Raw genomic sequence first — 26,519 nt, 5'->3', positions numbered from 1 at the left:
TTCGGGCTCCGGGCAGAGTTCGCGAGCCTCGCTTGCTCTCCACAGGGCGGATTCATTTCCTGAAGACGCACCTGCCTCGCGGAGCACACCCCACGCTCCTACTGTGACGCGCGGACGCCCAGGCTGCATCCCGACAGACCCCCGGGGCCGGCTCAGGTGGCGAACTCGCCGAACCACGCGCGGTTGAGGAGGTACTTGGGCAGGAACGGCGACGAGGTGTCGATGGGGAAGCCCCCGTCGTGGGCGAGACACGCCATCGCGAGGGGCCCCAGTGCCACCCGGCCGCGAGGGTCGCCCGACCCGTTCCAGTACCGCTCGTGGTGGGCGAGCGCCTCGGTGAGGGCGTGGGCGAAGGCGTCATGGTCGTTCGTGAGGAGGCGGTGGAAGAGAGCGATGGGCTGGTAGTCGACCAGGTTCAGGAAGTCGCTCGGGGTGCGGGTCGCGACGTCCGGGTGGGACGTGTTCATGGCGGCGACCAGCTTGGGGACGATGTCGTCCATCGGGATCCTCAGCCAGTAGCTCCGCAGGGTGTCGATCCAGTGGAAGAGGTAGTCGTCCGCCGGGCCGACGCGGCGCAGGTCGTCCAGCGGGACCCGGCACAGACGCGTGAGCCGGTCGTGTTCACGGCAGACGAGGGCCAGCCAGAAGGCGTCGAGCCAGGCACGGGCGTCGGCGTAGGGCGCGGGGCCCGTGGCGGGCAGAGCCAGTACATGCTCACCCACCCGGCACTCCACGGTGCCTCCCCGGGTGAGCGTGGTGGCGAACATCGCGCTGCCGATCTGCATGGCCGTGACCCAGGCCTCCCACGTCTCCAGCGCTGCCGCGTCGGGGTCTGCGCCGCAGCGCTCGTGAGCATGCGCGACGGCGGCCCTGAAGCCACCGCCGAACGCGCTCGGATCCTGTGCGAATCGTGCCACGAACTCATTGACCGAATGGGCGAGTTGATCGACATCGGCCGAGCCCGGCACATCGGCCTCCGGGCGGCCGGCGGTGTCCCCGCCGTGCAGGCTCTTCATCACCTCCATCAGCTCCGGAGGGACGACCACGGACATGGAGCGGCTCTCGTGGTCGATGTGCGTGAGGGACACCAGGCGTCCCTGGTGCCACCAGTACAACCCCGGCGAGAGCGAGCCCGGTCCGTCCTGATATGCGCCAAGAGCGTACGCGCCCAGGTCGTTGACCGCGTCCACCACGGTTCCGTCGACGATCGGGTGGAACGCCAGCAGATGCCGGGTCGGCACGGCGACGAGGGCTCCGGCCTCCGGCAACTCCCGGCCGGTGACGGCCCGCGACAGCTCGGGCAGTACGAGAGCCTTGCTCGACACGAAGTGGGACTCGCCGCTGACGGACTGCAAGAGCGCTCCCGACGGCCCGCTCACCTCCGCATGTTCCACTGGTTCGCGAAGCAGGTTCGCCCGGCCCGCCGCCCACAGTTCGTCCACACCGGCGAGTGCCACGTCGCGGTCGGTCAGGATCCGTATCGAGCTCGGCGCGTCGAGCGCCAGAGCCGTGACCAGTCCTTCGGCCGCCGGACGCACATAACGGAAACCGTCTGCGGCTTCCACGGGAAGGGCGTCGGCGGGCAGGAGGCGCAGATACGTCTGTCGCAGCAGCTCCTGCGCCCCCTCATCACCCTGGGACGCGGTCTCCAAGCGGGTGAAGTGTTCATGGACCATCCTCGGCCAGTGCTCCTCGGCCACCGTCCGGCACCGCTGCGCCACGTTGATGAGCGGACTGCGGCCGCCGTTGTGCTCGACCGCGTCTCCTTCCACCGTCACGCGCACGCCGTGCCGTGAGGAGAAGTAATCGGCGGCCAGACTCCGCAGATGCGAGGCCTGAGGCACGGTCAGCATGGGCAAGTGGGCGTCGGGCGCAAGGTGTTCGGTCACCCGGTAACTCTACGAAGTCGAGCCCGTCCTGTTGCGGACGGGGCGGTCGGCTCACTCCGGTGCCAGGATGGACCCATGGTCAAGAACATGTCGGTGCGTCGGCTGGACCTGGGGTACTTCGTACGACCGGCGTCGGAGACAGGCGGCCCGCGACCGCGAGTGGAACCCGTACTCGCCTATCTTGTGCTCCACGACGAAGGCGTCATCCTCTTCGACACCGGCATCGGCGACGCCGGCCCCGAGACGGAAGCGCACTACCGGCCGAGGCGCCGCCCTCTGCGCGACGCACTGTCGGCGGCCGGACTCGCCCCCGGCGACATCTCCCTGGTGGTGAACTGCCACCTGCACTTCGACCACTGCGGCGGGAATCCCCTCCTGGCGGGCAGGCCCATCCTGGTCCAAGACGTCGAACTCGCAACGGCCCGGCGTGGCAACCACACCGTCGACGGGCTGGTCGACTTTCCGGGCGCCACGTACGAGGAACTCTCCGGCGAGGCCGAGGTCCGGCCCGGCGTCTGGATCATTCCGACACCCGGGCACACCGAAGGGCACCAGTCACTGGTCGTCCGGCAGAGCGACGGGACCGTGGTCCTCGCCGGCCAGGCACATGACTTCGCGAGCGAGTTCGGATCGGACCATCTGGCACACAGAGCCGCACATGACGGGGTGGAACCGCCGCTTCCTTCCTACCGGCCGTGGATCGCACGGCTGGCGGACTTCGATCCGCGGCGTGTGCTCTTCGCTCATGACTGCTCGGTCTGGGAGCCGTCATAGCGCAAGGCGCGCCTCAGTCCGGGCGAGTGGACGGGGCCGGGACGCGGACTGACCATTTGCTCTGTCCGAACGCAGGTGAAAAGGTCCTGGCCATGCCTTCCTTCTGCGCGCCCGACGGAACCAAGCTCGCCCATCACCTGTCGGGGGAGGGCCCACCGGTGATCTGCCTTCCCGGAGGTCCGATGCAGGACTCCGTCTACCTCGGAGACCTCGGGGGCCTGTCCGCGCACCGACAGCTGATCACGCTGGATCTTCGTGGAACCGGCCGTTCGGATACGCCCGAGGACCCTGCCTCGTACCGCTGTGACCGGCTCGTCGAGGACGTGGAGGCCCTGCGGATCCATCTGGGCCTCGACCGGATGGACCTGTTGGCACACTCCGCCGGCGCGAATCTGGCCGCGCGCTATGTCGAGCGGTACCCCCGGCGGGTGCGCAGGCTCGCCCTGATCACTCCGAGCACGATGGCCGCGGGCATCGCTATCGACGGCGACGTCCGGCGCGAGACGGCTCAGCTGCGCAGGGGCGAGCCGTGGTTCGAGGCCGCGTTCGCCGGCCTGGAAGCGATCGTCGCGGGCAAGGCGACCGCCGACTCCTGGCAGGCGATCGCGCCGTTCTACTACGGCCGCTGGGACGACGTGGCACGGGCCCATCGAGCGGCGGAGGACGGGCAGCAGAACAACGAAGCAGCGGGTGTCTTCGGTGCGGAGGGTGCCTTCGACCCGAATGCCACCCGCGCGGCACTCGCACGGTTCGATCAGCCCGTACTGCTCCTCGCCGGGGAGGTCGACCTGAATTCCCCTCCCCGCGCGGTGGCGGAGCTCGCCGGGCTTTTCCCGCATGCCCAGCTCGTCGTTCAACCCGGGGCCGGGCACTTTCCATGGCTCGATGACGCCGACCGCTTCGTGGCGGCCACTGCGGAGTTCCTCGGGTGTCCTTGATTCCCCTGGCCCGGCCCGGCTTCCCGAGCCGCCGCTCCTCGGAGGGGAAGGCGGGCCGGCGGGGGCCTGATCGGCGACGGCACACTGCCGCACGCGTCACCCCCCAGCCGCGCCGACGGGCTTCGTGCGGCGGCTCACCCCCACTTTCCACGGGAGCCGTTGAGCGCGGCTCGGTTATTGACCAGAGCAGAGGCCGCCGCCACTGCGCGTCGGCGTGCGAGCGCTCGTATCGCAGTCGGCTGTGGACGCGGCTCTTGGCCGCCTGCCGGAACTCGATGCGCGTCGGCGTCACCGTGTGGAGCGTCCAGGCGGGGCCGACGAGCATCGGGTCCGCGTAGACGAGCTTCCGGGACTCGGCCGGCGCGCGGTCGCGCTCGGCCGAGTCCCAGAGGTGGCGGTTCTGGCGTCCGGCCACCAGGCGCCCTCCTCGGTCCTCAGGACTCTCCGCGCAGCCGCTCCGCCTCCTCCAGAAGCCACGACGGCCGGACCATCTCGACATTGCGGCCGGCGCCCTCGGCGGCCCGGGCCAGCGCGCCCGCTGCCACGGCCGCCTGCGCGTCGTCCGACTGTGCGTCGGGTACGGCCAGGGCCCGGGCCGCCTCGGCGAGCGCCTCCGCCGCAGCGGCTTCCGCGGCCCCGGCGAGGTTCAGGGACGCGGCGGCGCGCTCGGCCGTCTCGGCTGCTTCTCCGTACCGGCCCTCGACCCAGTACGTCCACGCGATGTTGTAGAGACAGACTCCCTCGGTGCGCGGATTCTCCATCGTCGACGCCGCGCCGAGCGCGGCCTCCAGCGACGTCAGCGCTTCCGCGACCCGCCCGAGGGCGAGCAGGGACACGCCCTTGGCGTTCAGCGCGTAGTCCGTCGCTTCCTTGATCCCCGCGTCCTGGTAGGCGAGAACGGCCCTCTCACCGGCCGCGATGGTCTCCTCCCAGCGGCCCATGGTCAGCAGAGCCGTGAAGCGGGCGTTCCACGAACGGGCCTGGGTGAGCGGGTCCCCGGACGCGGCGGCGAACTCGCTCAGCCGGTCGGCACCGGCGAGGGCCGCAGCCTCGTCGCCCAGAGCGCTCTGGGCGAGGCTGAGGCTCAGGACGGCATGCGCCTCGGCTTCGGCGTCACCGTTCTCATGAGCCAGATCGCCCGCCCGGGCCAGCGGGCCCACGGCCGCGTCGAGGCGGCCCAGCTGACGATGGGCGTCACCCAGACCGAACATGGCATTCTGCAGCGCACGGCGGTCACCGAGGCGCTCGGCCCGGTCGGCCGCCTCGGTGAACAGGTCGACCGCGTCCCCCAACGGGCCTCCGCTCAAACGGGCGTGGCCGAAGTCGATGAGGTGGGCGAGGCGCGCACGGTCGTCAGTCAACTGTTCCTCCAGTGTCAGATGCATCGAAATCGCGGCAAGCACCGAGCCGTGCCGGACCATCCATTCGCTGATCGCTCCAAGGACCAGCGCGGCGTCGTCCCAGTCCCCTGCTCAACACTATGGTCGAACTCCCATCGGCAAACCTGTAGTTCGTCAAGACCGCGCCACTCCGAGCGGGGCGGGGCGGCACTCGCGTACCAGTCGGCCGCCCGCCGCTCCACGGCCTGCCGTTCCAGCGCGCCGTCCTGCGGCAGGGCGCCGTAGGCGAGGTCGGCGTCCTTCGGGTGCAACGCCTGGGTGCGGCTGGCCCTGTCCACCGACAGCATGCGCATCAGCAACAGCTGCGAATGACGGCAGCTGCGCGATCACGTCCGCCAACTCGACCGCATCGTTCACAAGTAGTGTCCCCAACCGGCCACTTCAGTTCAACTACCCCCGGCTCGGGGCACATCATCGCGCATCGGCCCCCCGCCGCGTCCACCCGGGCCAGCGGGGGAGCACCCTGGGGAACCGCCCACTGGCTTCGCCCCACGGGTTGTCACGGGCCTGTAGCGATCAGGGTCGTGGATGCCGAAAAGCGGTTCCCTGCGGCGGGGGTGATCATGACATCCTGACTCGCATGGATCTGGGACCGATCGACCTGGCGCGATGTCTCGTGCGTGACCGTTTCCCCGAGGCGCTCGCCGTGGTCCTGGCCGGCTCCACCGCCTCGGGGCGGGCGACCGCGAGCAGTGACCTCGATCTCGCGGTGCTCGTCGACGACGGCGGCGAGACCTGCCGGGAGACGCTCCGGGTCGAGGGGCGCGTGGTGGAGCTCTTCATCCACACCCGTACCGGTCTCGCGGAGCTCTTCGCGGCGGGCGTCGCGGCACGTCGCGCCGTCCTGCAGAGCATGTACGCCACCGGCCTCGTCCTGGTCGACAGGGACGGGGAAGCCGGCCGTGCCCGGGCACTCGCCGAGACGCAACTCCGCAAGGGGCCGCCGGCACTCGAGGCGGAAACGGTCGAGACGAAGCGGTACGGCCTGACGGACGCTCTGGACGATCTGGGCGACGCCCAGGATCCCGTCGAGCGCCTGGCGGTGGCCGGTCACGTTCTCAACACCGCCGCCGATCTGCTCTTCGACCACCACCGTGCATGGACCGGCGGCGGCAAATGGCTGCCAAGGCGCCTTCTCGAAGCGGACGCGGAGCGTGGGGCGGCTCTGCTGGACGGACATCTGATTCTGTGCGAGTCCGGAGACCCGGCGACCCTGATCGATGCCGCCTCGCAGGTACTCGACCTCGTCGGCGGGCCGCTTCGCGAGGGCTACCGCAGGGTCTGGCACGGTGTCATCGACTCGTCCGCCGCCGGCACCGGACGCTGACCAACCAACGACACAGCCGACGCCCCCGGGCGTGAGGAGATCTGGACATGGCCGAGCTGTACCCCCCGATCGAGCCGTACGAGAAGGGGATGCTCGACGTCGGCGACGGCAACCTCGTGTACTGGGAGGTCTGCGGCAACCCCGACGGCAAGCCGGCGCTCGTCGTGCACGGCGGACCGGGATCCGGGTGCGGCACGCGCGTGCGGCAGTACTTCGACCCGGAGCGGTACCGGATCGTCCTGTTCGACCAGCGCGGCTGCGGCCGCAGCACACCGCACGCCGGCGACCCCGCCACCGATATGCGGCTCAACACCACCCACCACCTCATCGCCGACATGGAGCGGCTGAGGGAACACCTGGGCATCGACAGCTGGCTGCTGTACGGCGGGTCCTGGGGCTCGACGCTCATCCTGGCCTACGCGGAACAGCACCCCGAGCGCGTGTCCGAGATCGTCATCTCCAGCGTCACCACCACCCGCCGCACCGAGATCGACTGGCTCTACCGAGGCGTCGGCCGCTTCTTCCCCGAACAGTGGGAACGCTTCCTCGCGGGCGCCCCCGGCACGCCACGCGACGGCGACGTCGTCGCGGCCTACGCCCGGCTGATGGAGCACCCCGACGCGAAGGTGCGGGAGAAGGCCACGGCCGACTGGTGCGCCTGGGAGGACACGGTCCTGTCGGGGGAGACGAAGGGCGCGTCCAATCCGTACGGCGACCGCCCGCCGACCGCTCAACTGGCGCTGGTACGCATCTGCTCCCACTACTTCTCCCACGGCGCGTGGCTGGACGAAGGCGTTCTTCTCCGGGAAGCCGGGCGGCTGGCCGGCATCCCAGGTGTCCTGGTCCACGGCCGACTCGACATGGGCGGCCCGCTCGACACCGCCTGGGAGCTGCAACGTGCCTGGCCCGACGCCGAGTTGAGGGTCGTCGAGGACGCTGGCCATCTGGGCGGCGCGAAGACGCGGGACCATGTGCTTCAGGCCCTCGACCGATTCGCGGCCAGCGCTCGCGGCCAGTGAGTGACCGCCGACGATCTTGGGCCGTGGCAAGAGGCAGTCAGACGCTGCCAGTTCGGGTCGCTGTGACGACGACCGTCACATGGCGCATCGTGAAGCTGCCGCCCATCGCGTCGATGGCGGTCCCGACGCCCGCCAGGATCTCCTCCAGCTTGTCCGGCGGGAGCCGGGTGAGGGCACCATGGGTGGGCATCTGGTCCAGCCACGCCTCCCGTGTGTAGGACCACTCCCAGTCGAATCGCCACTGCTCGGGATCGCTGAACCCGCCTGCTTCCCGGAGTCCGTCGGCCGTCCTGGTGAACAGCGCTTGGTAGCCGTCCAGGGCCGGCTTCTTCATCGTGTCGGGGTTGAAGGGCGAGTCGGGCATGATTCGCCGGTAGACCGTGGCGAAGGCCTCCGCGAGATCGGGCGGAAGCTGGAACACATTCCAGAACGCCGCGAACCGGCCTCCGGGACGGAGAACTCGCGCGGCCTTGACCGCTCCCGCCACCGGGTCTATCCAATGCCAGGCCTGGCCGGCGACGATCGCATCGAAGGTCCGGCCCGCGGGCTCCCAGGCTTCGAATGTCGCCTCATCGACGTCGACTCCGAACTGCCGAGCCCACTCGGCCATCCGCGCGTCCGGCTCGACTCCGAGCACCTCGCAGCCGGCCGTCAGGAACTGCCGGGCGGCGATACCGGTCCCGCAGCCGACGTCGAGGACGTCGGGGCCGGGGCCGGCTGCGACGATCCGGCGCACCATGGCGTCCGGATAGCGCGGCCTGGCCCGGTCGTAACGTGCGGCGTCCGAGCCGAACGACTCGGCTGCGTGCCGGTGTTGATGGGGCTCGCGGTGTGAAGGGCGCGCTCGCTCCGGCGGTATAGTGGGCATGTGCCCACTAATAGTGGGCACATGCCCACTCGTCAACCGGACGGGCCCACCGAGGGCCGAAGGGATGCACGATGCCGACAGGAGTGGCCATCCGTGACGCCCGCGAACAACTCTTCGACGCCGCCGAACGCGTCCTGCTCCGCGACGGCCCGGACGCCCTGACCAGCCGGGCGGTCACCACGGAGGCGGGCTGCGCCAAAGGCGTCCTGCACCGCCACTTCGCCGACTTCGACGCCTTCCTCGCGGAGCTCGTACGGGACCGCATCGCCCGGCTCGACAACCAGGCCGCCACCCTGCGCGCCGCCGCTGGGACCGGCGCCCCCGCCGACCACCTCACCGAGGCACTGACGACCCTGTTCGGGCCGGTCGGCGTCGCGATCGTCGGCCTTGTCACGTCCCGCGACGAGCTTCGCGCCCGGCTGCGCCGAACCACACCGCACGGCATCCCGCTCCTGACGGAGGCGACGGCCATGATCGCCTCCTACCTCACCGCCGAACGGGAATTGGGCCGTCTCGCGCCCGATACCGACGTCGAGACCCTCGCCCCGACACTGATCGGCGCGGGCCACCTGCTGTTCGCCGACCGGAAGGGCACACCACCAGAGGCCGGAGCCGTGCACAAGGTCGTGTCAACGGTCATCGCCGGCGCGGTGCGGGATCCCGGACCGTGAACGACCCGACGGCACGGCGGTAGAGAGCGAGCGCTGTCGAACGATCGTCGCGCCGCCTCGGGCATCCCAAGAAGCTTCTAGGAGTGTGGTTGTGGAACTCAGCTCGGTGATCATCGCGGTGGCAGGCGTCGCTGGAACCTTGGGGGGCTCCGTGCTCACCCTGCGGGGCTCTGAACGAGCGAAGCGCCGGGAGATCGAGCTACTTCGTAGCCTCGAGGAGATTCGCGAGAACGATGCACTTCGCCGCACCTGCTACACGGAACTCAACCGGGATTCCCGCCAGTTCACGACAGCCCTCAACCGTCACTTGCACGTCATACGGGAGCGTGCCGTGGACGACTCCGACAGATCGGCCCTCGAAGAGGCGAAGAAGGCACATCGCGATCGGTACTCCGAAGCGCAGATGATCGCCTCTGATGAGGTGCTCACGCGGGCGAGCGTCGTCAATCGGGCCCTGAACGATGCCTACGGCCACATCAAGCGTCTTGAACGGGATGAACCCGGACCGGGGGAATCACTGGACACCGCAGCCGCGGCGCAGGAAGAGGTCTGGGCCAAGCTGCGGGCCATGAGAACGGCGATGCGGCGTGAACTAGGCGTGTCACAAGAAGACATGGACCCCGGGCGCATGCGGGGGGCGGCGGCTCGCGATGGTGCTCGAATGCCCTGACATGAGGAGAGTCTCCGCAGGGGCGTTGTCCGACCCCGCCCCTACGCTCGGCACATGAGCCTTTCCCTCTACTACCACGCGCACCGCGCTGCGCCGCTGACCGAAGCCGAGGCAGCCGCGGTTGAGCGCATGGTCGCCGCCCACCAGGCTTCCTTCCCCTACGACTACGAGGAGAGCCTGTATCTGTACGACGACGGCAACGAGCCGGACGAGATAGTGGCGGGGTCGACCAGGATGCCCATGGAAGAAAGTCGACTCATGCCGGTGATCACCCATGTGCTCGAGGCGGTGACCGCGTTGCGCCGGGCCCTGCCGGATGCCGAGTGGTCTGTGCATATGGACGACGTGGACATCCCGTGGGACGAAGACCAGGGGTACGCCCTGCCGGAATGAGAGGCCGCCGCCCTCATGGCCGAACCGGACACGCCCCGGACCAGCGACATTTCATTGTGGACGGCCCCGCCGGGGCAGACGAGGGCGGTTCGTGCGAGAAGCACACCAGCCCCGCCCGCGCGGCTCGCCCGTGCGAAGTCGCCGGAACAGCGGTCTCGCGCCGAGGCGTTGGAGTGGTGCTTCGCCGTGGTCTGCGCCTCGTTACCGTGGTGCTGATGGTCACCTTCTGCACGGCGTCGCAGTTCCTCGGTCCATCCGCACCCAGCAACCTCGTCCATGCCGCATGGCTCCACCCGGCGGCCGACGTACCGGATGAATACCGCGCCGTCATCGTCCGGGCCGGCACGCTGTGCAGCGCGCCGCAGGTCACGCCCGCACTCATCGCCGCCATATTGAAGGTGGAAAGCAACTTCGATCCCGACTTGTCCGATCCTGCGGCCGACGAGTACGGGATCGCCCGCTGGACTCCGCGCGTGCTGCGGTACTACCTGCCCCCGGCTCGGCAGAACAGAGTCCCCGGGCCGCCACTCGACCCCCACGAGTCGATCATGGCCATGGGCCGGATGCTGTGCACCCTGGCTCCACAGTTGGAGGGCGTGGCCGGTGATCCGGCTCTGAACCTGGCGGCCGCCTACCGCACGGCGACGTTCGTGGTGCAGAAGGAGAACGGCATACCCGCGCGTCTCCGCCCCTATACGGACAAGGTGCGTGCCCAACTGATGCTGTACGCACCCCAAGACAAGGCATGCCTTCCGTACGCGGTGACGGAAAGCTCGTACCCGGCGCCCTGCGGTCCTTGAGGACGAGAGTCCGAAGCGCTGCCGGCGCGTCATGGGCGAACGGCGCGCGGAGGGTGCTGAAACCCGTGTACGGATCGGGCGTCCGTAGGATGATCGGATGGGCATTTTCGACAGGTTGACGGGCACGAAGTACCCCACCAGCGGCGCCGCACCGCTGTCCACCGCAGAGGTCCGGGCCGCGCTGCTCGCGATCAACGGACCGGACGTGCCGTACGTCGTGCGCAACGGCACCCCGAAGGAAGGTGCCGACCTCGTGGCGGAGTGGCGGATCCGGGAGCTGAGGCTGACGCTCAAGACCCGGATGCGCCTGGTCCCCGCGAAGCGCGAGGTGCGGGCGCTCGACGAGCAGTGGGACGCGCGGTCGGGGGAGTACGGCCGCGGGCGCGCGAGCACGGTGTCCCGGGAGTGGACGTACGAGCGGGGGCCCGACGGCCGTCGGCGCATGGTCGAGACGCACCGCTTCAACTCCCGGGACATGCGTGACCCTTTGCAGAAGGCGGTCCTGGACGCGGGATGGACCTGGCGCGGAGTGCTGTTCGGCCTGTGACCGTCAGAACATCGTGTTGTCGTTCTTCGACGTGGGCGGGACGGTCTGGAGGACGTCCCAGTGCTCGACGATCCCTCCGTCGTCGTCGAGGCGGAAGATGTCGATTCCCGCGTACTCCTCGTCGGGCCAGACCTGATGGCAGTGCAGCACCACGTGGTTGCCCTCGGCGATGACGCGCTTGAACTCGACGCGCTTGCCCGGGTACTCGGCGGCCATGCGCTCGAAGTAGTCGATGAACGCCTGCTTGCCGTCCCCGACGTGCGGGTTGTGCTGGATGTAGGTGTCGCCGGTGTACTTCTCGATGGCTTCCGCCGGGCGGCACTGGTTGAACATCAGGTCGTAGAAGGCCGTCACCGTGGCCTTGTTCTTCTCAGGATCGGTCATGGCGGTCACCGTAGTAGGGGCCCGTACGGCGCCGTGGCACCGCGCCCACGCCGCCGCGACTCCAGGACCGCCAGCCCGGCGACGACCGGGCACAGCAGTCCTGCCGAGCCGCGAAGACCGCGAAGTGGAGCAGGCGGGCGCCCCCTCGCCCGCAAGCGGTCAGCCCCGACCGTACGTACGGTGGAAGGGATGGTCCGGCTTCCCATGGAAGGGGCGAAGTGGCGATGAGCGAGAGCGGACAGGCGGATCGGCCCGGGGCCGCCCCGGGTGGCCAGAAGAGCAGCGGCCCCCCGTCACGGGGACGGACCGTGATCGCCGAAGGCGTGGTGGCCAAGATCGCCGGAATGGCGACCAGGGATGTGCCGGGCGTTCACGCGGTGGGCGGCGGGCTGGCCCGTGGCGTGGGCGCCATGCGGGAGCGCGTGCCCGGAGGCGGCGGCAAGTCCGTCACCGCCGGCGTGAAGGTCGAGGTCGGTGAGGTGCAGGCCGCGGTCGATGTGGAGATCGCGGTCGACTACGGCGTCTCGATCATCGAGGTCGCGGGTGACGTACGGGAGAGCGTGATCACCGCCATCGAGCGGATGACGGGCTTGGAGGTCGTCGAGGTGAACCTCACCGTGACCGACGTGGACGTCCCGGGAGAGTTCCTCGGAGAAGAAGAGGAAAGCACGGAGCGGCGGGTCGCGTAGTCGGCGTGGACCGGCCCTGCCCAGCGGCCTCTTGACCGCTGACGACGGCGCGCTGCCGCCGGATCATGAGTCCACGTAGGCTCGGCGCATGGGTGACTTCTTGGCGGTCCTGACGATCTGCGGTGGGTTCGCCGCGGTCCTGGGCGGCTTCGCGTGGCTGGCTCTCCATGTCCGTCGCCGAGGTACCGCGGGCGCCGCCGTCAGATCGGCTCTGGCCTCGTGGGAGGAGGCCTACCGTGTCACCTCCCATGAGTCCTACTACGAGATCCGGGCGCAGGCCGAACGCAAGGCGCCCCTGCTGTCGCCTGACGACGACTGGCGGTCGAGCAGCCGCGAAGCGGGAGACGCGGGGGCGGGAGAAGTGGGGAGGAAGCCACGTCGGTCCGCCTCTCGTTCTCGACGCGGACGTGTGAGCCCTCGGCGCCTGGTGCGGCGTTTGCGCCCCGGGCGCTGACCGTGCCACCCCGAAAGTGGACGCCCTCGGGCTGGCCCCCGGGTCCTCCGTGGTCGCGCTCATCAAGTCGAGGGGGATCTCCCTCGCCTCCGCCTGATCCTCCCCGGCCGCCGGCAGGGCGGCTCGCGCCTTTCCGATGGAATCCCGCATGCGGGGCAGGATGGAAGGGCACCCAGCCGTTGGAGGTCAGTGATGTTCGAAGCGGGCGATATTCGTGAGTGGCGCACTCACGACGTGGTCGACGCGGGCGGCCACAAGATCGGCACTCTTGAGTCCGTCTACGTGGACACCGCCACGGACCAGCCGTTCTTCGCGACGGTCACGGTCGGTATGCCCACCCGGCGCCGCCTGGTGTTCGTCCCGCTCACCGGCGCGACCGTCGGACCCGGCTACGTCAAAGTCACCTACCCCAAGAACCAGGTCAGGGACGCCCCCTCCATCGACACCGACGGCGTACTGCCTGCCGAAGAGGAGCACGCCGTCTTCACGCACTACGAGCTCGACTACCAGCCCGGCGCCGGCGGCGAGCGGCGCCTCGCGCGCCGCTGACGCGCACAAGGAGGACGGATGAGTCTGTTCCTGCTCCTGATCATCGCGGCGCTCGTCCTGGGAGTCATCGGGGCCACGGTGGAAGGCTTGTTCTACCTCCTGATCATCGGCATTGCCGTTCTGGTCGCCGACCTCGTCTATGCGGTGGTGCGGTTCCGACGCGGCGGACGGCACCACCGCCGCACCCGCTGACGGGCGAGGCTGCCGGCTATGAGCGGGACGACGTCAGATGACCTGGTCGCGTGGCGAGGCACGGTGCGCCTCGAGCTCCGGGGTGGCCAGTAGTTCGGCGATCCGTGTCTCGCGCCCGCCGACATAGGCCGCGAACCCGGGTGCGGCGACACCCGCCACCGTCCCGAACTCGCCGTATCCCGCCGCCCGTTCGATCAGCCAGCGGGCCGGACCGAGACCCGAGGTCTGCACGCACGCGCAGGCGCCCGTACGGTCCGGGGCCGGGGCCGGGGCCGGGGTCGCGGTGGGCGGGGCGGTAGTCGTCCATCCCGCCCAGCCTGCCGGGTGCGGACGCCCCGGCCGCCCTCCCGGTGGCACCGTGAGCACCAGTCGGACGCGCGAGTGAGCGCCATGACCGGGCGGCTTGCCGCGCCGTGCGCGTGCGCCACTCCTGGGGGACGCTGGAGGCATGCGCCATGCGCCCATCGCCGTCCACCCGACGCGGCCCGCCGGCGGCCGCCAGGTCACCCTCCGTGTCGAGGGGCGGGACGTCGTGCTCGGCGTGGCCCTCACCGACGCCGAAGTCGTCGATCTCTTGCGCCGGGCCGGGGTGGACAACGCGGACGAGGCAGTGTTCGGCGACACGGGGTTGGTCGAATGGCACGTCGACGACCCGCACTCATACGAGGCCCAGCCGTCGGACACGGACATTCCCTGACACGGACATTCCCCGAGAAGCAAGGGCTGCCGTGAAAGGCCCCCGTCTCCCAATGAGACGTACGTTCGATTTCTGGCTACTCTGGTACCCATGGCAGCGCATCTGCAGGGGTCACTCTTCGACCAGACCGACGACATTCATCTCGGTCCGCTGACCGGTCTGCGGCGAACCGATCTGGGAGACGGGGCGTGGATCGACCTGTTGCCCGCCTGGCTGAGCGGGGCGGACGCCCTCTTCGAGGAGCTCGTCGCCTCCGTGCCATGGCGCGCCGAGCGGCGGCAGATGTACGACCATGAGGTCGCCGTACCGCGGCTCCTCGCCTTCTACGGCGAGGAGGACACCCTCCCGCACCCGGTGCTCGACGAGGCGCGCGACGTACTGTCCGCGCACTACGCCGCCGAGCTCGGCGAGCCGTTCACCACGGCCGGCCTGTGCTACTACCGGGACGGCCGGGACAGCGTCGCCTGGCACGGCGACCGGATCGGGCGCGGCTCTCGGCAGGACACCATGGTCGCTATCCTGTCGGTGGGAGAACCACGCGATCTTGCGCTGCGGCCGCGCGGGGGCGGCCCGGCGAGGCGGTTGCCGCTCGGCCACGGCGATCTGGTGGTGATGGGCGGCTCGTGTCAGCGGACCTGGGAGCACGCCATTCCCAAGACCGCGCGGGGCGCGGGCCCCCGGATCAGCATCCAGTTCCGGCCGCGCGGAGTGCGCTGAGGCCCTTCCACCGCAGGCCAAGGGGGCCCGCCGGCGCTCACTGACGTGCCGACCGGGGGCCGCCCGACATGCGGCCCCCGGCGTCAGGCCCGGAAGGGGAGGGGGCGGCGACGGATTCAGGGGCACACGCTCCGGCCACGAGCCCGCTGAACCCGCCCGCGCATCGGCCCTTCCTACTGCGCCATCTCGTAGGCGCCGGACAGGGCCTCGACGCGCTGCCAGACGCGCGCCGAGCGGGCCTCGTCCACGACCGGCCGACGGACCGCCTCCAGGGCCCAGCGCTGCTGCTCCGCCGTGGCGGAGCCCTTGCCGTGCAGCTCGACGGCGTGCGCGGAGAAGTCGCGCACGAGGACGGTGAACAGCTCGTCCAGTACGTCCTCGTCCAGGCCGGTCAGCCCGGCCTGCTCCAGGATCAGCTGGCCATGGACGACGAGCGAGAAGAGCTGGCCGACGGCGAGGAGGAGGTCCAGGTCGCGGCTCTGCTGCTCGTCGGGGGCGGCGGTGGTGACGAACTCGCACAGCGCGTCCGCCTGCTCCCGGAAGCGGACGACGTTGGGCAGGTGCGCGTAGGCGTCGAAGGCCGGGCGCCAGTCGTGGAAGCGGACGGAGCCCAGGCCGCGGGCCGGCCCCTGCTGGAAGAGGAACGCGTCGTCGGCGGCGTCCAGGCGGGTCGGCACGGGCGCGTACTCGGCGGGGTTCAGCAGGTGGTTCCGCATGAACTTCAGGATCAGCGCGAGGTTGACGTGGACGGTGCCCTCCAGCTTGGGCAGCCCCCGGATCTCTATCGCGGCCTGGGCGAAGTAGTTGTCCTTCTCGAACCCCTTGGCGGCGATGACGTCCCACATGAGGTCGATGACCTTCTCGCCCTCGGTCGTCACCTTCATCTTGGTCATCGGGTTGAACAGCAGGTAGCGGCGGTCGTCGGGGGTCGCGGACCGGAAGTAGTCGACGGCGCGGTCGCTGAACTGCTTCATGCCGACGAGCCGGACGTACGCGTCGGTCAGCTCGCGGCGCACGTGCGGGAAGGCGGTGACGGGACGGCCGTAGAGGATCCGGTTGTGGGCGTGCGTGACGGCCTCGTACATCGCGTGCTCGCAGATGCCGATCGAGGCAGTGCACAGATTGAACTTGCCGACGTTGACGGTGTTGAGCGCGGCGTCGAACGCGGCCCGGCCGGTGTGCAGGATGTCGTCGGGGCCGACCGGGTAGCCGTCGAGGCGGAATTCGCTGACGTACTTCGAGGAGTCGACGACGTTCTTGACGAGGTGGTACGCCGGGTGGCGGCTGTCGGCGGCGAAGAAGACGTATCCCTCGGGGCCCTCGACGTCGGTACGGCGGCCGAATACGGAGACGAGCCCGGCGGCGTTGCCGTTACCGATGTAGTACTTCGAACCGCTGGCCCGGAAGCCGCCTTCGCCGTCCGGCTCCAGCAGCATGTCGGTCGAGTAGATGTCGGCGCCGTGGGCCTTCTCGGACAGGCCGAAGGCGAACACCTCGCCCTGGGAGAGCAGCTCCGCGGCGCGGGCGCGCGCGGCGGCGTTGTCGCTCTGCCACACCGGTCCCAGGCCGAGGATGGTGACCTGCCAGGCGTACCAGTAGTCGAGCCCGTAGAAGCCGAAGATCTCGTTGAGGGCGGCGATCCGGGCGGTGTCCCAGCGCTTGTCCGGGTGGCCGTCGGCCGCCGAGGCCGGGGTGAGGAAGGCCGCGAACAGTCCTTCCTTGGCGGCGAAGGCGAGGAAGTCCCCCAGCCAGGCCCGCGAGCGGTAGTCCTCGATCAGCCTGCGCTTGCCGCGGTCCTCGAACCAGTCGACGGTGGCGCGCAGCAGCCGGCGGGTCTCCGGGTCGAAGTGCGCCGGGTCGTAGGTGCGCGGGTTGAACAGCAGCGGGTCGGTCATGGATGTTCGCCTTTCCGGCTGGGGGTCGGGGGAGGTGGGAGTGCGGTCGAGGCGGGCGGCCGGTACACGGGCACCGGGCCGGCGGCCGGCCTCCGGGGCGCCGAGTCAGCGGCCGGAACCGGGTCGGCGACCTGGTCAAAAGGCCGGACCGGGGCAGTGGCCGGCTCCGGGTCAGCGGCCCGGTCGGCCGCCGGAACCGAGTCGATGGAGCGTGGCGAGCACGTCGTCGAGCCAGGCGAGCATCATCCGCTCGTACGCGATTCCGCCGCGGAGTACCGCGTGCTGCAGCTCGCGCCCGGCGTCGGGTACCGCGGAGGCGTCGGCTTCGCCGAAGTCCCGCCGCTCGCCCGCCAGGTAGTGGGCGAGCCGGTCCCTGTGCAGCCGCTGGTGCCGTTCGACCTCGTGTACCAGGGCGGCCGGATCGTCGAAGGCCGCGCCCCGGATCTTCACGGCGAGCTCGTGCCGCATGCTCTCCGGCTGGATCGGTTCGTGAAGCCACTCGGCCAGGGACGCCAGGCCGAGGTCCGAGACCGAGTACTCCTTCTTGTCCGGACGGGTCTGCTGCGTCACCTCGCGCACGTCGAGACGGCCGTCCTCGTCCATGCGCTTGAGGACGCGGTAGATCTGCTGGTGGGTGGCCGTCCAGAAGTACCCGATCGAACGGTCGAACCGCCGGGCCAGTTCATAGCCGGAGCCCGGCTTTTCCAGCAGGGAGACGAGGATCGCGTGCTCGAGCGCCATGCTGTGATCCTGCTATGCAACTTGTTGCATAGACAAGCGGCGCCGCTCAGGTGAGATGCGGCTCACGGCCGGGCGGGGGCGGGTGGTGAGGCCTGGGAAAGTCCCGCGCCGGGACCGACCGGGCCGACGGTGAGCGACATCGCTGGTCACGGCAGCTGTGGCAACAGCCGGACCTCGGCCTCGGGGAGCTTGGCCCACCAATGGCGGTAGCGGCTGTAGACCGCCGCCTCGCGGCCGGCCAGGAGCGCCGTCAAGGACTGGGCCTCGGCGGCGAGTCCCTCCCAGGCGGCGGGCGGAAGAGGCTGGAAGGCCGTGGCTTCGATGCCGCCGTCCACCGGCCGCCACACGCCGGCGACGTAACCGTCCACCAGCAGCGTGGGCAGCACGTCGCCGTTGACCCGGATCACCAGAGGGCGGTAGGCCGGGGGTATCACCCGGCTGCGGTCGGCGTAGGCCAGCAGGACGCTGTCCCACATCGCCATGAGCCGGGGCGGCGCGGGAAGGTCCGCGGGTGGCCGATCGGCGCCCGGCAGGTCGAACAGCGCGACACCTTCCGGCCCCTTGAGCTCCTCGACTGCGCCGTCCAGGGCGCGGAGGGCTTCGCGAACGGATGCCCGCCGCACCATGGCGAACTGAGCCACGTCGGCCACCGACGCGGGCCCGAACCCGGCAAGATAGCGCAGGATCAGGGTCCGCAGCGCCTCCGGTTCCACCCCCGGCCCCGTGGAAGCGGGCCCGGTCAGTGCCGCGATGAAGGACGGCCGGAGGCCGAACGACCAGGGCGCCTCCGTCGGGGCGTGGTGCAGCGGCGCGTACGCCTTCAGCCCCCACCACGCGCCGTCCCTCTTGTCGGCTCCGAGCTGCTCCTCGACCCAGGCCTGCATCTCGGCCGAGGTGCGCGGGCGGTCGGCGAAAGCCAGCAGCCCCGGCAGCAGTTCTTCGGCGTCCGCGGGTGTCAGCCCGGCGGCGGCGAAGCGAGCGCCGAGCCGGGAGCCGTACAGCGTCGGCCGCATCGCCGCGCGGAAGGCCGGATAGTCGTCGGCGTGTACGGCATGCAGGGTGATCCGCATCAGCGTCGCCTTGACCACCGAGCGCCGCGCGAAGGCGGCGTCCAGCTCGGCCGGGGTGAAGCCGGTGAGCCGGTTCCAGAGCGCGAGGTAGGGCGAGGCCGGGTGCTGGGCCTGGAGGGCGACCACGCGACGTACCCCGTCGGAGACGGTCAAACGCTCCCGCCGCAGCAGCAGTTGGCGGTGGAGAGTGGCCCGGTTGAGTTCCTGCGCGGTGATCTTCACAACGCGGGATTCTGCCGTGGCCCGCCCTCACCCGCCAGGGACGCCGCAGCCCCTCCTGCCCGTTCCAGGGCTCTCCATCGCTCGCGAAGTACGGTCTTTGTACGTGAAAAGTCCGCTTCCTGCTAGGGTCGGGACCGGAGGTGCCATGTCCGAGTTGTTCGACGCCGTCGACGCCCTCATCGCGTCCGCGTCCCCGCTGCCGCCCCCGGCCGAACGGGAACGGCTGCGCAAGGCCCACGGGCTGACCCAGGAGCAGGTCGCCACCGCACTGGCGGTCCGCCGTGCGACGGTCGTGTCGTGGGAGAACGGCAAGACGGAGCCGAGGCCCCCGCAGCGCGAGGCGTACGCGCGGCTGCTGGAGAAACTCGCGGAGCTCTACCCCGCCAACCACGCGGAGCATGTTCAGGACACGGCGGCGCCCCCGGCCTTCGCCGGTTCGGCCGTGGCCGCGCCGCGCGCTGCCGAGCCGATCGAGCCCGGTCGGCCGTCTCCGCCTCCGCCCCCCGATGCCGGAGCGGACGCCCCTGCGAAGACGCCGCCGCGGCGTCCCGCGGCAGCCGCCTCGTTCTCCGCTTCCGCGGACACGGCGAGGACGTCCCCGACCTCGCCGGCGCCACGGCGCCCCAGCGCCAAGAAGGCGCCACCCACGTCTGCACCCGCGCCCATCGCCACGGTCGACGGACGGTTCGCCCACGGCCCCCTCGCCGTCATCGACGCCGCCGACGGTGACGTATCCGCGTACTGCCTGGGCGGCCTCGTCCTGGACGTCCCCGCCAAGTCCCTGCCTGCCCTGGTGGAGTGGGCCCTGACGGAGGCACAGCTCGGCGCGCCGCGCCTGCACCGCTCCGGCAAGGACGCCGACCCCGTCCTGGTCCTCACGGACGCGGCCGCCGCGCGCTACGGACTCCCGGCGCGCCTGAGCGACGAGGAGAGGCGAGCCGGGCGGCTCCCCGAGGGCCACAAGGTCCTGAGGCAACTGGAGAAGGCCGACTGGCAGCTCACCCGGCGCGGCTTCGGTCCGTGGGCCCGCATCTACCGCCCCGCCCAGGGCGGAAGGCGTTCCTGCGTCCAGCTCTGCGTCCTGGGCTGGGACGCACTCGACGCCCGGTCGTGGGGAGAGGCAGCCCAACTGCCGCCCGGTGACCTGGCGAACCTTCTGTGCACCTACGCGACACGGGTGATGACGCCGCGCGGGTCCACCGCCGTCACCGGTCTCGAGCTCATGACCGCGCTCCATCCGCCGACCCGCGCGAGCGAGCCGGACGAGACCGGCAAACGGCACAGCGAGCACAACCCCGGCTCGCTCGGCACCCGTCCCGTGCCGTGCGCGCCGTGCGAGGCCCCCGACGGGCATCCGCTGCTCGCCGACCTTCCGCGTTTTCACCAGCGCACCCCGGACGAGGTACTGGTGGAGGAGGCGTACGACTGGGCCCGGCCGCTCACCGACGAGGAGTGCGCCAAGCGGTTCGTCGTGGGCATCGACGTGAACATGGCCTTCGCGGCGGCCGCCAACGGCACCGTCGTCGGTCTCGGAGCGCCCGTGCACGTCAGGGCCCCCGCCTTCGACCCGAAGATGCCGGGATCCTGGCTGGTCGACCTCTCCCACGTGAAGGTGGACGAGCGCCTGCCCTCACCCTTCACTCCGACCGGTCGGCGGCCCGCGGGGCCCGCCTGGTACGCCACGCCCACCGTGGCGTACGCGGTGGAGCTCGGCCACCAGGTGACACCGGTCGAGGCCTACGTCCGGCCGGACAACGGCCGCTACCTGGACGGCTGGTACAACCGGCTGCGCGACGCGTACATCGCCACGATGGCGGACCTCGGCGTCACCGCCGACCTGGCACCGCAGGAGTTCCTGGACGCCATGGCCGGGCACAAGCAGACCGACCCGGACATGGCGATCGTCCTGGCGGCGATCAAGGCGACCGTGAAGGGCGGCATCGGCAAGCTCCGCGAACGCCCGCGCGGCGGTGGGTGGCGGCCCGGCCAACCGTGGCCGGCCCTGAAGCGGCCCACGTGGCGGCCCGACATCCGCGCGGCCGTCATCTCCAAGGCCCGCGTCAACATGCACCGCAAGATGCTCAAGACGGCGGCCGCCACCGGCCAGTACCCGGTCGCGGTCCTGTCGGACTGCGCCGTCTACGTCTCCGACGGGCCGAGCCCGCTGGACTTCCTGCCCTACGCGGCCGGCAAGCCGCTGCCGGGCGGCTTCCGCCTCGGTGTCTCGCCCGGCATGGTCAAGCACGAGGGCACCCAGAGCGTCCTGTGGGCGGAGGGCATCCGCGAGGACCACGGCGCCGAGCTCAACCTCGCCCGGTACATCAAGGACGGCGACGTCACCACCAGGGACGACGGAGAGTAGGGCGTGATGGGCAAGCTCGAAGACGGTCTCGACAAGGCGGTGCGGGGCGCGTTCACCCGCCCCGTCCCGAAGACGGCCGGGGCGCGGATGCGCTATCTGGTCAGGCAGCTCAAAGGCACCAGGCAGGTGGCCGCGCTGCTCGGGATCACGCAGCGCACCGTGGAGCGGTACATGAAGGACCAGATCAGGAGGCCGCGCGCGGAACTCGCCGCGCGCCTGGAGCGTGAGGTCACCAAGCGCTGGCAGCCCCAGATCCGCGCCAGGGCCAAGAAACAGGCCGCGACCACCGGCGGCATCGTCATCGACACCCGCGCCCGCTTCGGCTACACCGCCGCCCCCGGCACCACCGACGACGCCCGTCTGCGCCACCTCACCCAGGCCCTCCCGCCCCAGTACGCCGCCCGCCTCTTTCAGGCGCAGGAACAGGGCGCCACGGAACAGCAGTTGCGCGAGATCGCCGCCGAGGGCCTGCAGGAGATCTACTTCAAGGACCACGGCCGCCGCGCCCAGGGCCTCCTGGTCGAGTTCACCGACATCGACTACGTCGACTTCGAGCTCTAGCCCCGCCCTGAAGCAGCCGACCTCCCGATACGCTCCAGCTGAGCGTTTGCTCAGGTTCGCCGGGGGGCCGTTCGGCGGCAGGGATGTGTGGTGAGGGAGAACATGGCAGTCATCGACGCGTGGATGCAGCACCCGACGTTGAGGCACTCCCAGCACGAGATGTTCGCCTCGCTGCGGCGGTGGACCGGGCGCGGGCCGCTGGAGGAGCCATTGCCGGTCCGGGCGACGCTGGCGGCGCTGGAGGCGGCCGATGTGGAGATCGGCTTGGCGGCGGCCTGGTACGGGCCGGAGGGCGCGCTGATCAGCAATGACGAAGTGGCCGAGTTCGTCGAGCGGTCCGGCGGGCGGCTGCGGGGAGTGGCGGGCGCCGACCTGGCCCGCCCCATGGAGGCGGTCCGGGAGCTTCGCCGGGCGGTCGGGGAACTCGGCTTCGTAGGACTGCGGATCGTGCCGTGGCTCTGGGGTCTGCCGCCCACCGACCGTCTCTACTACCCGCTGTACGCGGCCTGTGTGGAGCTCGGCATCCCGTTCTGTACGCAGGTGGGGCACACCGGCCCGCTGCGGCCCTCCGAGACGGGTCGGCCGATCCCGTACATCGATCAAGTGGCCCTGGACTTCCCCGAACTGACCATCGTGTGTGGACACATCGGCTACCCCTGGACAACGGAGATGATCGCGGTCGCCGACAAGCACGAGAACGTCTTCATCGACACCAGCGCCTATACCGCTCGCCGCTATCCGGTCGAACTGGTGGAGTACGTGCGCGGCCGGGGCCGCGGCAAGGTTCTGTTCGGTACCAACTACCCGATGATCACGCCCGCGCAAGCGCTGGAGCACCTGGACGATCTGGGCCTGGACGACGAGGCGCGGGGGCTGTTCCTGGCCGGCAACGCCCGTCGGGTCTTCGCGCTCTAGGCGAGTGCGGCTGGAAGTCCGTGGCTGATCGTCGGGGGCCTGCGGGCGGACCTACGGGCGCGCGGACATGAGAAGGCCTCAGCCCTCTCCCAGTACCGCCCGGATCACGTGCCGCGCGTTCTGTGCCATGGCCGGGTTCGTCCTCCGGTAGTACGGCAGGGCGATCAGGGCCTGAGAGAGTGTCCGCCCCCGGCCGCGCTTCCAGGTCGCGTCATCCACGCCGAGCGCTTCGCGGAAGACCTCCCTCGCGTGGCCCGGCAGCAGGTTCCATGCCGGGAACAGATCGCAGGCGGGATCGCCCACCCCCGTGCATCCGAAGTCGATCACTGAACTCAGCCTGCCCCCGTCCACCAGCAGATTGCCCGGCATCAGGTCGGCATGCAGCCACACCGGCGGCCCGTCCCAGTCAGGGACCCCCAGCGCGTCCTCCCATACGGCGGCCGCCGCGTCACAGTCGACGCCCTCCCGCGGGATCCCGCGCAGTTCCTCGATCGCCGCCCGGGTCTCCGGGTCCTGCGACGCGAGCGGCCCGCCTCGGTGCGCCCTCGGCGCTCCCGGCAGGGTGACGCTCCGCATCGCCGCCACGAACCCGGCCAGATCCTCGGCCAGCAGTACGGGCTCGCTCAGCGCCCCGGCCTCGGGGTTCTCGCCCGCGACCCATCGGTACACCGACCACGGCCACGGATACCCCTCGGCGGGCTCGCCGGCCCCGAGCACCTCGGGAATGGTCATGGGCAGCCGGGGCGCGAGGCGGGGCAGCCACTCCTGCTCCATCGACACGTCCTCGGCTCCGCCCTTCAGCAGCGGCAGCCGTACGACCATGTCGTCACCCAGCCGGTACATGGCGTTGACGGTGCCGCCGGAGGGGAAGCGCTCCACGGCCAGCCCCGCCCACTGCGGGAACTGCCCGGCGATCAGCCGCCGTACGAGGTCCTCGTCGATGGGGTACGCGCCGGGATGCATCTGCCCTGTGCTCATGGGGTGCCATCCGATCGCCGCACCCCTGCGGACGTCAAACGCTTTTCCGCACGTCACACGCCCGGCCCCCGAGGCGCGGTGCCGTGGCGACGGGGGGTTTGCGTGACGGTGACCTGTGCAAGAAGTGGTGGGGACGACGACCGGTGACCGTGGCCGTCCCACGACCCAGGAGGTCCGCATGCAGAACATTCCCGACGACCGGAAGTACAGCCGCGAGCACCTGTGGGTGCAGGTGGTGGGGGACGACCGCGTGCGCGTCGGCATCACGAACCCCTGGCAGAGCAGTCTCGGTGACATCAACCGCCTGGAGCTCCCGGACAAGGGGGCCGCGATCGACGCGTCCCAGCCGGCCGGGGTGGTCGAGTCGACGAGCGCGGTCGCCGAACTCCGTATGCCGATGAGCGGCACAGTGGCCACGGTGAACGAGAAGACGGTCGCGGCGCCGTCGACGGTCAACACGGATCCGTACGGCGAAGGCTGGCTCTTCGAACTGACCGTCGACAAGCCGGCGCAACTGGACGGACTGTTCACGGCCAGCCAGTACCTGTCACTCGACGAGGGCGTCGACCAGGACCTGCCCGGCTGATCATCGAAGGGGACAGATGTAGGCTGCCCGGTCGGCGGGAGGGACCGCCGCACGGAAGGGGGCCGGACCGTGGCAACGGATTCAGCCGGTTCAGCAGTCTCAGCGGTTGCCCCGGAACCAGCGGCGCAGTTGGCCGACGCGGGCCGGAGTCGGCTCTGGGACGCCGCTTCCGTGCGGGCCCGCGTGGCCGCCATGGCAGAAGCGGACCCGGACCTTCAGCGATTCGGTTCCGCCTTCCACGGATACCGACTGCGGTCACCCTTGACCGAAGAGGCGGTCCATTCCTTCGAGCGGACCTTCGGTGTCGGCCTTCCCGGCACCTACCGAAGCTTCCTCACGGAGGTCGCCGACGGAGGCGCCGGTCCCTACTACGGCGTTCTCGGGCTCGAAGAGGAGCTGGATGACGAGGACGCGGTGTACGACCTCCGGGAGGAGAGCCGCGGGGCCGGCTTCCTGGCCGCACCTTTTCCCTACACCCGGGCCTGCCCCGGGCCCGGCAAAGGCGGCCACGCCGACTACACGCTGAGCGGGACCCTGGTCATCGCGGAATGCGGGTGCGGGATGTTCTGCCGCCTCGTCGTCACCGGGGAGAGCGCAGGACAGGTGTGGTTCGACGACCCGGACTGGGGCGGCTTGACCCCGGGACCCGACTTTCACACCTGGTACGAGGCCTGGCTGGACTCGCCGAGCTGAGGCCTCACCGAGCAGGCACCGCATGACCACCGACGGCCGCCGTGATCGGCCTCTTGCCGGGCCCGCCCAGGGGGCGCGGCGCCCTCACCCCGCAGGCGCGGCAGCGGCGTGAAGTGCCTTCGTGGTGAACTCGTCGAGGGGGTAGAACAACTCGATCGCCAGTTCCGACAGCGTCACATCGGCCGGCGCTTCGAACGTGGCCATGGTGCTGAACATCGATAGCTCGCCCAGCGGAGTGCGGACCCTCAGCGGCACCTGCACCGGGCCCGGACGTGCCGCTGGGGCGGCGGTGGCCTCCGGCGCCTCCTCGTCCACCGGGACGGGGTACCGGCACACCTCTTCGTACAGCGCGCGCAGTTCCGCGTCTCCGGTGGCGTCGACCTGCCGGAGCAGCCGCTGGAGGAAGAGCGTCCGGACCTCGGGGAGATTGGCCAGTCGCGAGGCCAGGCCGTCGGGGTGGAGGGTCAGCCGGAAGACGTTCGGTTGTGGCTGGAGCAGATGCGGCGGTATCCCGTCCATGAGTACGGACATGGCCCGGTTGCCGACCAGCACGTTCCAGCACCGGTCGACGACGACGGCGGGATAGGGCTCGTGCGTGGTCAGCATCATGTCGAGTGCGGAGCGGACGGAGGCCATTTCCTCGTCGTCGAGACTGCTCTCCCGGTACGCGGGCGCGTAATCGGCCGCCAGCAGCAGGGTGTTGCGCTCACGCAGGGGGACGTCGAGCGCGGCGGACAGGCGGAGCACCATCGTGCGGCTCGGGCGCGCCCGCCCCGTCTCGACGCAGGAGAGATGCCGCGCGGAGGTTTCCGCGAGGAGGGCGAGTTCGAGCTGGCTCAGCCTGCGGCGGCGGCGCCACTCCCGTAGCAGGGCACCCACGCGTGACGCCTGATTCATCTCCATGTCGACGAGAATAGTTGCCTGTTGATCACCGCGGCCATGACCTCGGAGGTCATTGAGTTCGTGATCCCCGCGATGCCAAGGTCTCACCAGACCAGGGCCGGTCAGGCCCCGGCCACGAATCAAGGAGACCCGTATGAGCAGTCCGGCCACGATGAGCACGCCCGCCACGGCCGCCCCGCCCCAGGCTCGCGACCGCGCCGCGGCGGATCTGCTGCGCACCAGCCTGCGGATCGACGGCTGGAGTACCGCCCTCTTCGGTGTCGTCCTGCTCGCCGGAGGCGCGTGGCTCAGCGGTCCGCTCGGCCTGCCCGTCACCTGGGCCGTGCCCTTCGGAATTGCCATGCTGGGCGGGGCCGCGGCCCTCGGCCTCATCGTCGGCTATCCGCAGATCCCCACGCGCCTCGTCACGGCCGTCGTCGCAGCCAACGCACTGTCCTGTGTGCTGCTCCTCGTGCTCGCGTTCACAGGCGTGCTGCCGCTCACCGGCCTGGGGGTCGCTTTCCTGATCGTCGGAGCGGTGGTGGTCGCCGCCTTCGCCGGGCTTGAGTTCGTGGGCCTCCGTCGCGCAGCGGCCGGATGAGTCGCTGACCGTGCCGGATACGGACTTGCCCCGAT

30 protein-coding genes and 1 pseudogene are annotated in these 26,519 nt (G+C 70.5%); 20 read left to right on the top strand and 11 right to left on the bottom strand.

Annotated elements, in window-relative coordinates; genetic code table 11:
- Positions 1 to 152: 152 nt before the first annotated feature.
- Complete coding sequence (locus ACZ5VC_RS27585; RefSeq protein ID WP_469122698.1) at positions 153 to 1,889, bottom strand: immunity 49 family protein; 1,737 nt, start codon at positions 1,887 to 1,889, stop codon at positions 153 to 155.
- Positions 1,890 to 1,964: 75 nt separating this feature from the next.
- Here ACZ5VC_RS27585 and ACZ5VC_RS27580 point away from each other — a divergent pair, with 75 nt between their 5' ends.
- Together ACZ5VC_RS27580 and ACZ5VC_RS27575 are read left to right on the top strand one after the other, a co-directional pair.
- Entirely contained in the window at positions 1,965 to 2,663 is a 699-nt protein-coding gene (locus ACZ5VC_RS27580) for an N-acyl homoserine lactonase family protein (RefSeq protein ID WP_469122697.1), read from the top strand.
- 92 nt (positions 2,664 to 2,755) lie between these two features.
- Positions 2,756 to 3,601 carry an alpha/beta fold hydrolase gene (locus tag ACZ5VC_RS27575; protein ID WP_469122696.1) on the top strand — a complete coding sequence of 282 codons (846 nt, stop codon included), beginning with the start codon at positions 2,756 to 2,758 and terminating at the stop codon, positions 3,599 to 3,601.
- Between the two features lie 193 nt (positions 3,602 to 3,794).
- Here ACZ5VC_RS27575 and ACZ5VC_RS27570 read toward each other — a convergent pair.
- A pseudogene (locus tag ACZ5VC_RS27570) lies at positions 3,795 to 3,926 on the bottom strand (pyridoxine 5'-phosphate oxidase C-terminal domain-containing protein); the annotation flags it as partial.
- A gap of 109 nt (positions 3,927 to 4,035) precedes the next feature.
- Complete coding sequence (locus ACZ5VC_RS27565) at positions 4,036 to 4,962, bottom strand: hypothetical protein (RefSeq protein ID WP_469122695.1); 927 nt, start codon at positions 4,960 to 4,962, stop codon at positions 4,036 to 4,038.
- A gap of 619 nt (positions 4,963 to 5,581) precedes the next feature.
- Between ACZ5VC_RS27565 and ACZ5VC_RS27560 the strand changes: the two genes are divergently transcribed.
- Positions 5,582 to 6,328, top strand: coding sequence for a nucleotidyltransferase domain-containing protein (locus ACZ5VC_RS27560; protein WP_469122694.1), 747 nt, complete (start codon positions 5,582 to 5,584; stop codon positions 6,326 to 6,328).
- A 47-nt stretch (positions 6,329 to 6,375) separates the two neighbouring features.
- A complete protein-coding gene (pip, locus tag ACZ5VC_RS27555; protein WP_469122693.1) occupies positions 6,376 to 7,347 on the top strand; it encodes a prolyl aminopeptidase in 972 nt (323 codons plus the stop codon).
- Between the two features lie 37 nt (positions 7,348 to 7,384).
- Here pip and ACZ5VC_RS27550 read toward each other — a convergent pair whose 3' ends face one another.
- Positions 7,385 to 8,215 (bottom strand): class I SAM-dependent methyltransferase, encoded by an 831-nt coding sequence (locus ACZ5VC_RS27550; protein ID WP_469122692.1) that lies wholly within the window; start codon positions 8,213 to 8,215, stop codon positions 7,385 to 7,387.
- 71 nt (positions 8,216 to 8,286) lie between these two features.
- Between ACZ5VC_RS27550 and ACZ5VC_RS27545 the strand changes: the two genes are divergently transcribed.
- The 5 genes from ACZ5VC_RS27545 (at position 8,287) to ACZ5VC_RS27525 (ending at position 11,296) form a co-directional block, all read left to right on the top strand.
- Positions 8,287 to 8,886 (top strand): TetR/AcrR family transcriptional regulator, encoded by a 600-nt coding sequence (locus ACZ5VC_RS27545; protein ID WP_469122691.1) that lies wholly within the window; start codon positions 8,287 to 8,289, stop codon positions 8,884 to 8,886.
- A gap of 91 nt (positions 8,887 to 8,977) precedes the next feature.
- The gene (locus tag ACZ5VC_RS27540; RefSeq protein ID WP_469122690.1) at positions 8,978 to 9,556 is read left to right on the top strand and encodes a hypothetical protein; all 579 of its coding nucleotides are present in this window, start codon (positions 8,978 to 8,980) and stop codon (positions 9,554 to 9,556) included.
- A gap of 54 nt (positions 9,557 to 9,610) precedes the next feature.
- Positions 9,611 to 9,949: a hypothetical protein gene (locus tag ACZ5VC_RS27535; RefSeq protein ID WP_469122689.1), complete on the top strand. Its 339-nt coding sequence runs from the start codon at positions 9,611 to 9,613 to the stop codon at positions 9,947 to 9,949.
- A 206-nt stretch (positions 9,950 to 10,155) separates the two neighbouring features.
- Positions 10,156 to 10,749, top strand: coding sequence for a lytic transglycosylase domain-containing protein (locus tag ACZ5VC_RS27530; RefSeq protein ID WP_469122688.1), 594 nt, complete (start codon positions 10,156 to 10,158; stop codon positions 10,747 to 10,749).
- A gap of 97 nt (positions 10,750 to 10,846) precedes the next feature.
- Positions 10,847 to 11,296, top strand: coding sequence for a hypothetical protein (locus ACZ5VC_RS27525; RefSeq protein ID WP_469122687.1), 450 nt, complete (start codon positions 10,847 to 10,849; stop codon positions 11,294 to 11,296).
- Between the two features lie 3 nt (positions 11,297 to 11,299).
- Here the strand turns inward: ACZ5VC_RS27525 and ACZ5VC_RS27520 are convergent, their stop codons facing one another.
- Positions 11,300 to 11,680 (bottom strand): nuclear transport factor 2 family protein, encoded by a 381-nt coding sequence (locus ACZ5VC_RS27520; RefSeq protein ID WP_469122686.1) that lies wholly within the window; start codon positions 11,678 to 11,680, stop codon positions 11,300 to 11,302.
- A 224-nt stretch (positions 11,681 to 11,904) separates the two neighbouring features.
- Here ACZ5VC_RS27520 and ACZ5VC_RS27515 point away from each other — a divergent pair, with 224 nt between their 5' ends.
- The 3 genes from ACZ5VC_RS27515 to ACZ5VC_RS27505 all read left to right on the top strand — a co-directional run bounded on the left by ACZ5VC_RS27515 (position 11,905) and on the right by ACZ5VC_RS27505 (position 13,564).
- Positions 11,905 to 12,369 (top strand): Asp23/Gls24 family envelope stress response protein, encoded by a 465-nt coding sequence (locus ACZ5VC_RS27515; RefSeq protein WP_469122685.1) that lies wholly within the window; start codon positions 11,905 to 11,907, stop codon positions 12,367 to 12,369.
- Between the two features lie 646 nt (positions 12,370 to 13,015).
- Positions 13,016 to 13,372 carry a PRC-barrel domain-containing protein gene (locus tag ACZ5VC_RS27510; RefSeq protein WP_469122684.1) on the top strand — a complete coding sequence of 119 codons (357 nt, stop codon included), beginning with the start codon at positions 13,016 to 13,018 and terminating at the stop codon, positions 13,370 to 13,372.
- Positions 13,373 to 13,390: 18 nt separating this feature from the next.
- On the top strand, positions 13,391 to 13,564 hold the full coding sequence (locus ACZ5VC_RS27505; protein ID WP_469122683.1) for a hypothetical protein: 174 nt from the start codon (positions 13,391 to 13,393) through the stop codon (positions 13,562 to 13,564).
- A 33-nt stretch (positions 13,565 to 13,597) separates the two neighbouring features.
- Here ACZ5VC_RS27505 and ACZ5VC_RS27500 read toward each other — a convergent pair whose 3' ends face one another.
- Entirely contained in the window at positions 13,598 to 13,795 is a 198-nt protein-coding gene (locus ACZ5VC_RS27500; protein ID WP_469122682.1) for a hypothetical protein, read from the bottom strand.
- Positions 13,796 to 14,012: 217 nt separating this feature from the next.
- Here ACZ5VC_RS27500 and ACZ5VC_RS27495 point away from each other — a divergent pair, with 217 nt between their 5' ends.
- Both ACZ5VC_RS27495 and ACZ5VC_RS27490 read left to right on the top strand, forming a co-directional pair.
- Positions 14,013 to 14,261 (top strand): hypothetical protein, encoded by a 249-nt coding sequence (locus ACZ5VC_RS27495; RefSeq protein WP_469122681.1) that lies wholly within the window; start codon positions 14,013 to 14,015, stop codon positions 14,259 to 14,261.
- A 90-nt stretch (positions 14,262 to 14,351) separates the two neighbouring features.
- Positions 14,352 to 14,978, top strand: a complete 627-nt coding sequence (locus tag ACZ5VC_RS27490) for an alpha-ketoglutarate-dependent dioxygenase AlkB family protein (protein WP_469122680.1) — start codon at positions 14,352 to 14,354, stop codon at positions 14,976 to 14,978.
- Positions 14,979 to 15,151: 173 nt separating this feature from the next.
- Here ACZ5VC_RS27490 and ACZ5VC_RS27485 read toward each other — a convergent pair whose 3' ends face one another.
- The 3 genes from ACZ5VC_RS27485 to ACZ5VC_RS27475 all read right to left on the bottom strand — a co-directional run bounded on the left by ACZ5VC_RS27485 (position 15,152) and on the right by ACZ5VC_RS27475 (position 18,906).
- Positions 15,152 to 16,873: an acyl-CoA dehydrogenase family protein gene (locus tag ACZ5VC_RS27485; RefSeq protein ID WP_469122679.1), complete on the bottom strand. Its 1,722-nt coding sequence runs from the start codon at positions 16,871 to 16,873 to the stop codon at positions 15,152 to 15,154.
- A gap of 171 nt (positions 16,874 to 17,044) precedes the next feature.
- Positions 17,045 to 17,614 carry a PadR family transcriptional regulator gene (locus tag ACZ5VC_RS27480; protein WP_469122678.1) on the bottom strand — a complete coding sequence of 190 codons (570 nt, stop codon included), beginning with the start codon at positions 17,612 to 17,614 and terminating at the stop codon, positions 17,045 to 17,047.
- 146 nt (positions 17,615 to 17,760) lie between these two features.
- Positions 17,761 to 18,906: a winged helix DNA-binding domain-containing protein gene (locus ACZ5VC_RS27475; RefSeq protein ID WP_469122677.1), complete on the bottom strand. Its 1,146-nt coding sequence runs from the start codon at positions 18,904 to 18,906 to the stop codon at positions 17,761 to 17,763.
- A gap of 145 nt (positions 18,907 to 19,051) precedes the next feature.
- Between ACZ5VC_RS27475 and tap the strand changes: the two genes are divergently transcribed.
- The 3 genes from tap (at position 19,052) to ACZ5VC_RS27460 (ending at position 22,744) form a co-directional block, all read left to right on the top strand.
- Positions 19,052 to 21,268: a telomere-associated protein Tap gene (gene tap, locus ACZ5VC_RS27470; RefSeq protein WP_469122676.1), complete on the top strand. Its 2,217-nt coding sequence runs from the start codon at positions 19,052 to 19,054 to the stop codon at positions 21,266 to 21,268.
- Between the two features lie 6 nt (positions 21,269 to 21,274).
- Positions 21,275 to 21,829, top strand: coding sequence for a telomere-protecting terminal protein Tpg (gene tpg, locus ACZ5VC_RS27465; protein WP_469122675.1), 555 nt, complete (start codon positions 21,275 to 21,277; stop codon positions 21,827 to 21,829).
- A 102-nt stretch (positions 21,830 to 21,931) separates the two neighbouring features.
- Positions 21,932 to 22,744, top strand: coding sequence for an amidohydrolase family protein (locus ACZ5VC_RS27460; protein ID WP_469122674.1), 813 nt, complete (start codon positions 21,932 to 21,934; stop codon positions 22,742 to 22,744).
- 78 nt (positions 22,745 to 22,822) lie between these two features.
- Here ACZ5VC_RS27460 and ACZ5VC_RS27455 read toward each other — a convergent pair whose 3' ends face one another.
- Entirely contained in the window at positions 22,823 to 23,722 is a 900-nt protein-coding gene (locus ACZ5VC_RS27455; protein ID WP_469122673.1) for an aminoglycoside phosphotransferase family protein, read from the bottom strand.
- 178 nt (positions 23,723 to 23,900) lie between these two features.
- Here ACZ5VC_RS27455 and ACZ5VC_RS27450 point away from each other — a divergent pair, with 178 nt between their 5' ends.
- Together ACZ5VC_RS27450 and ACZ5VC_RS27445 are read left to right on the top strand one after the other, a co-directional pair.
- Complete coding sequence (locus ACZ5VC_RS27450) at positions 23,901 to 24,308, top strand: glycine cleavage system protein H (protein WP_469122672.1); 408 nt, start codon at positions 23,901 to 23,903, stop codon at positions 24,306 to 24,308.
- Positions 24,309 to 24,500: 192 nt separating this feature from the next.
- On the top strand, positions 24,501 to 25,001 hold the full coding sequence (locus ACZ5VC_RS27445) for an SMI1/KNR4 family protein (RefSeq protein ID WP_469122671.1): 501 nt from the start codon (positions 24,501 to 24,503) through the stop codon (positions 24,999 to 25,001).
- Between the two features lie 84 nt (positions 25,002 to 25,085).
- Here ACZ5VC_RS27445 and ACZ5VC_RS27440 read toward each other — a convergent pair whose 3' ends face one another.
- Positions 25,086 to 25,904, bottom strand: a complete 819-nt coding sequence (locus ACZ5VC_RS27440) for an MmyB family transcriptional regulator (protein ID WP_469122670.1) — start codon at positions 25,902 to 25,904, stop codon at positions 25,086 to 25,088.
- Positions 25,905 to 26,037: 133 nt separating this feature from the next.
- Here ACZ5VC_RS27440 and ACZ5VC_RS27435 point away from each other — a divergent pair, with 133 nt between their 5' ends.
- Positions 26,038 to 26,484 carry a hypothetical protein gene (locus tag ACZ5VC_RS27435; protein ID WP_469122669.1) on the top strand — a complete coding sequence of 149 codons (447 nt, stop codon included), beginning with the start codon at positions 26,038 to 26,040 and terminating at the stop codon, positions 26,482 to 26,484.
- Positions 26,485 to 26,519: the final 35 nt, after the last annotated feature.

The organism is Streptomyces sp. NPDC033174, from assembly GCF_055577795.1.
Note: the sequence above shows the minus strand (reverse complement) of the source record. Positions and strands in the feature narration are given on the sequence as shown.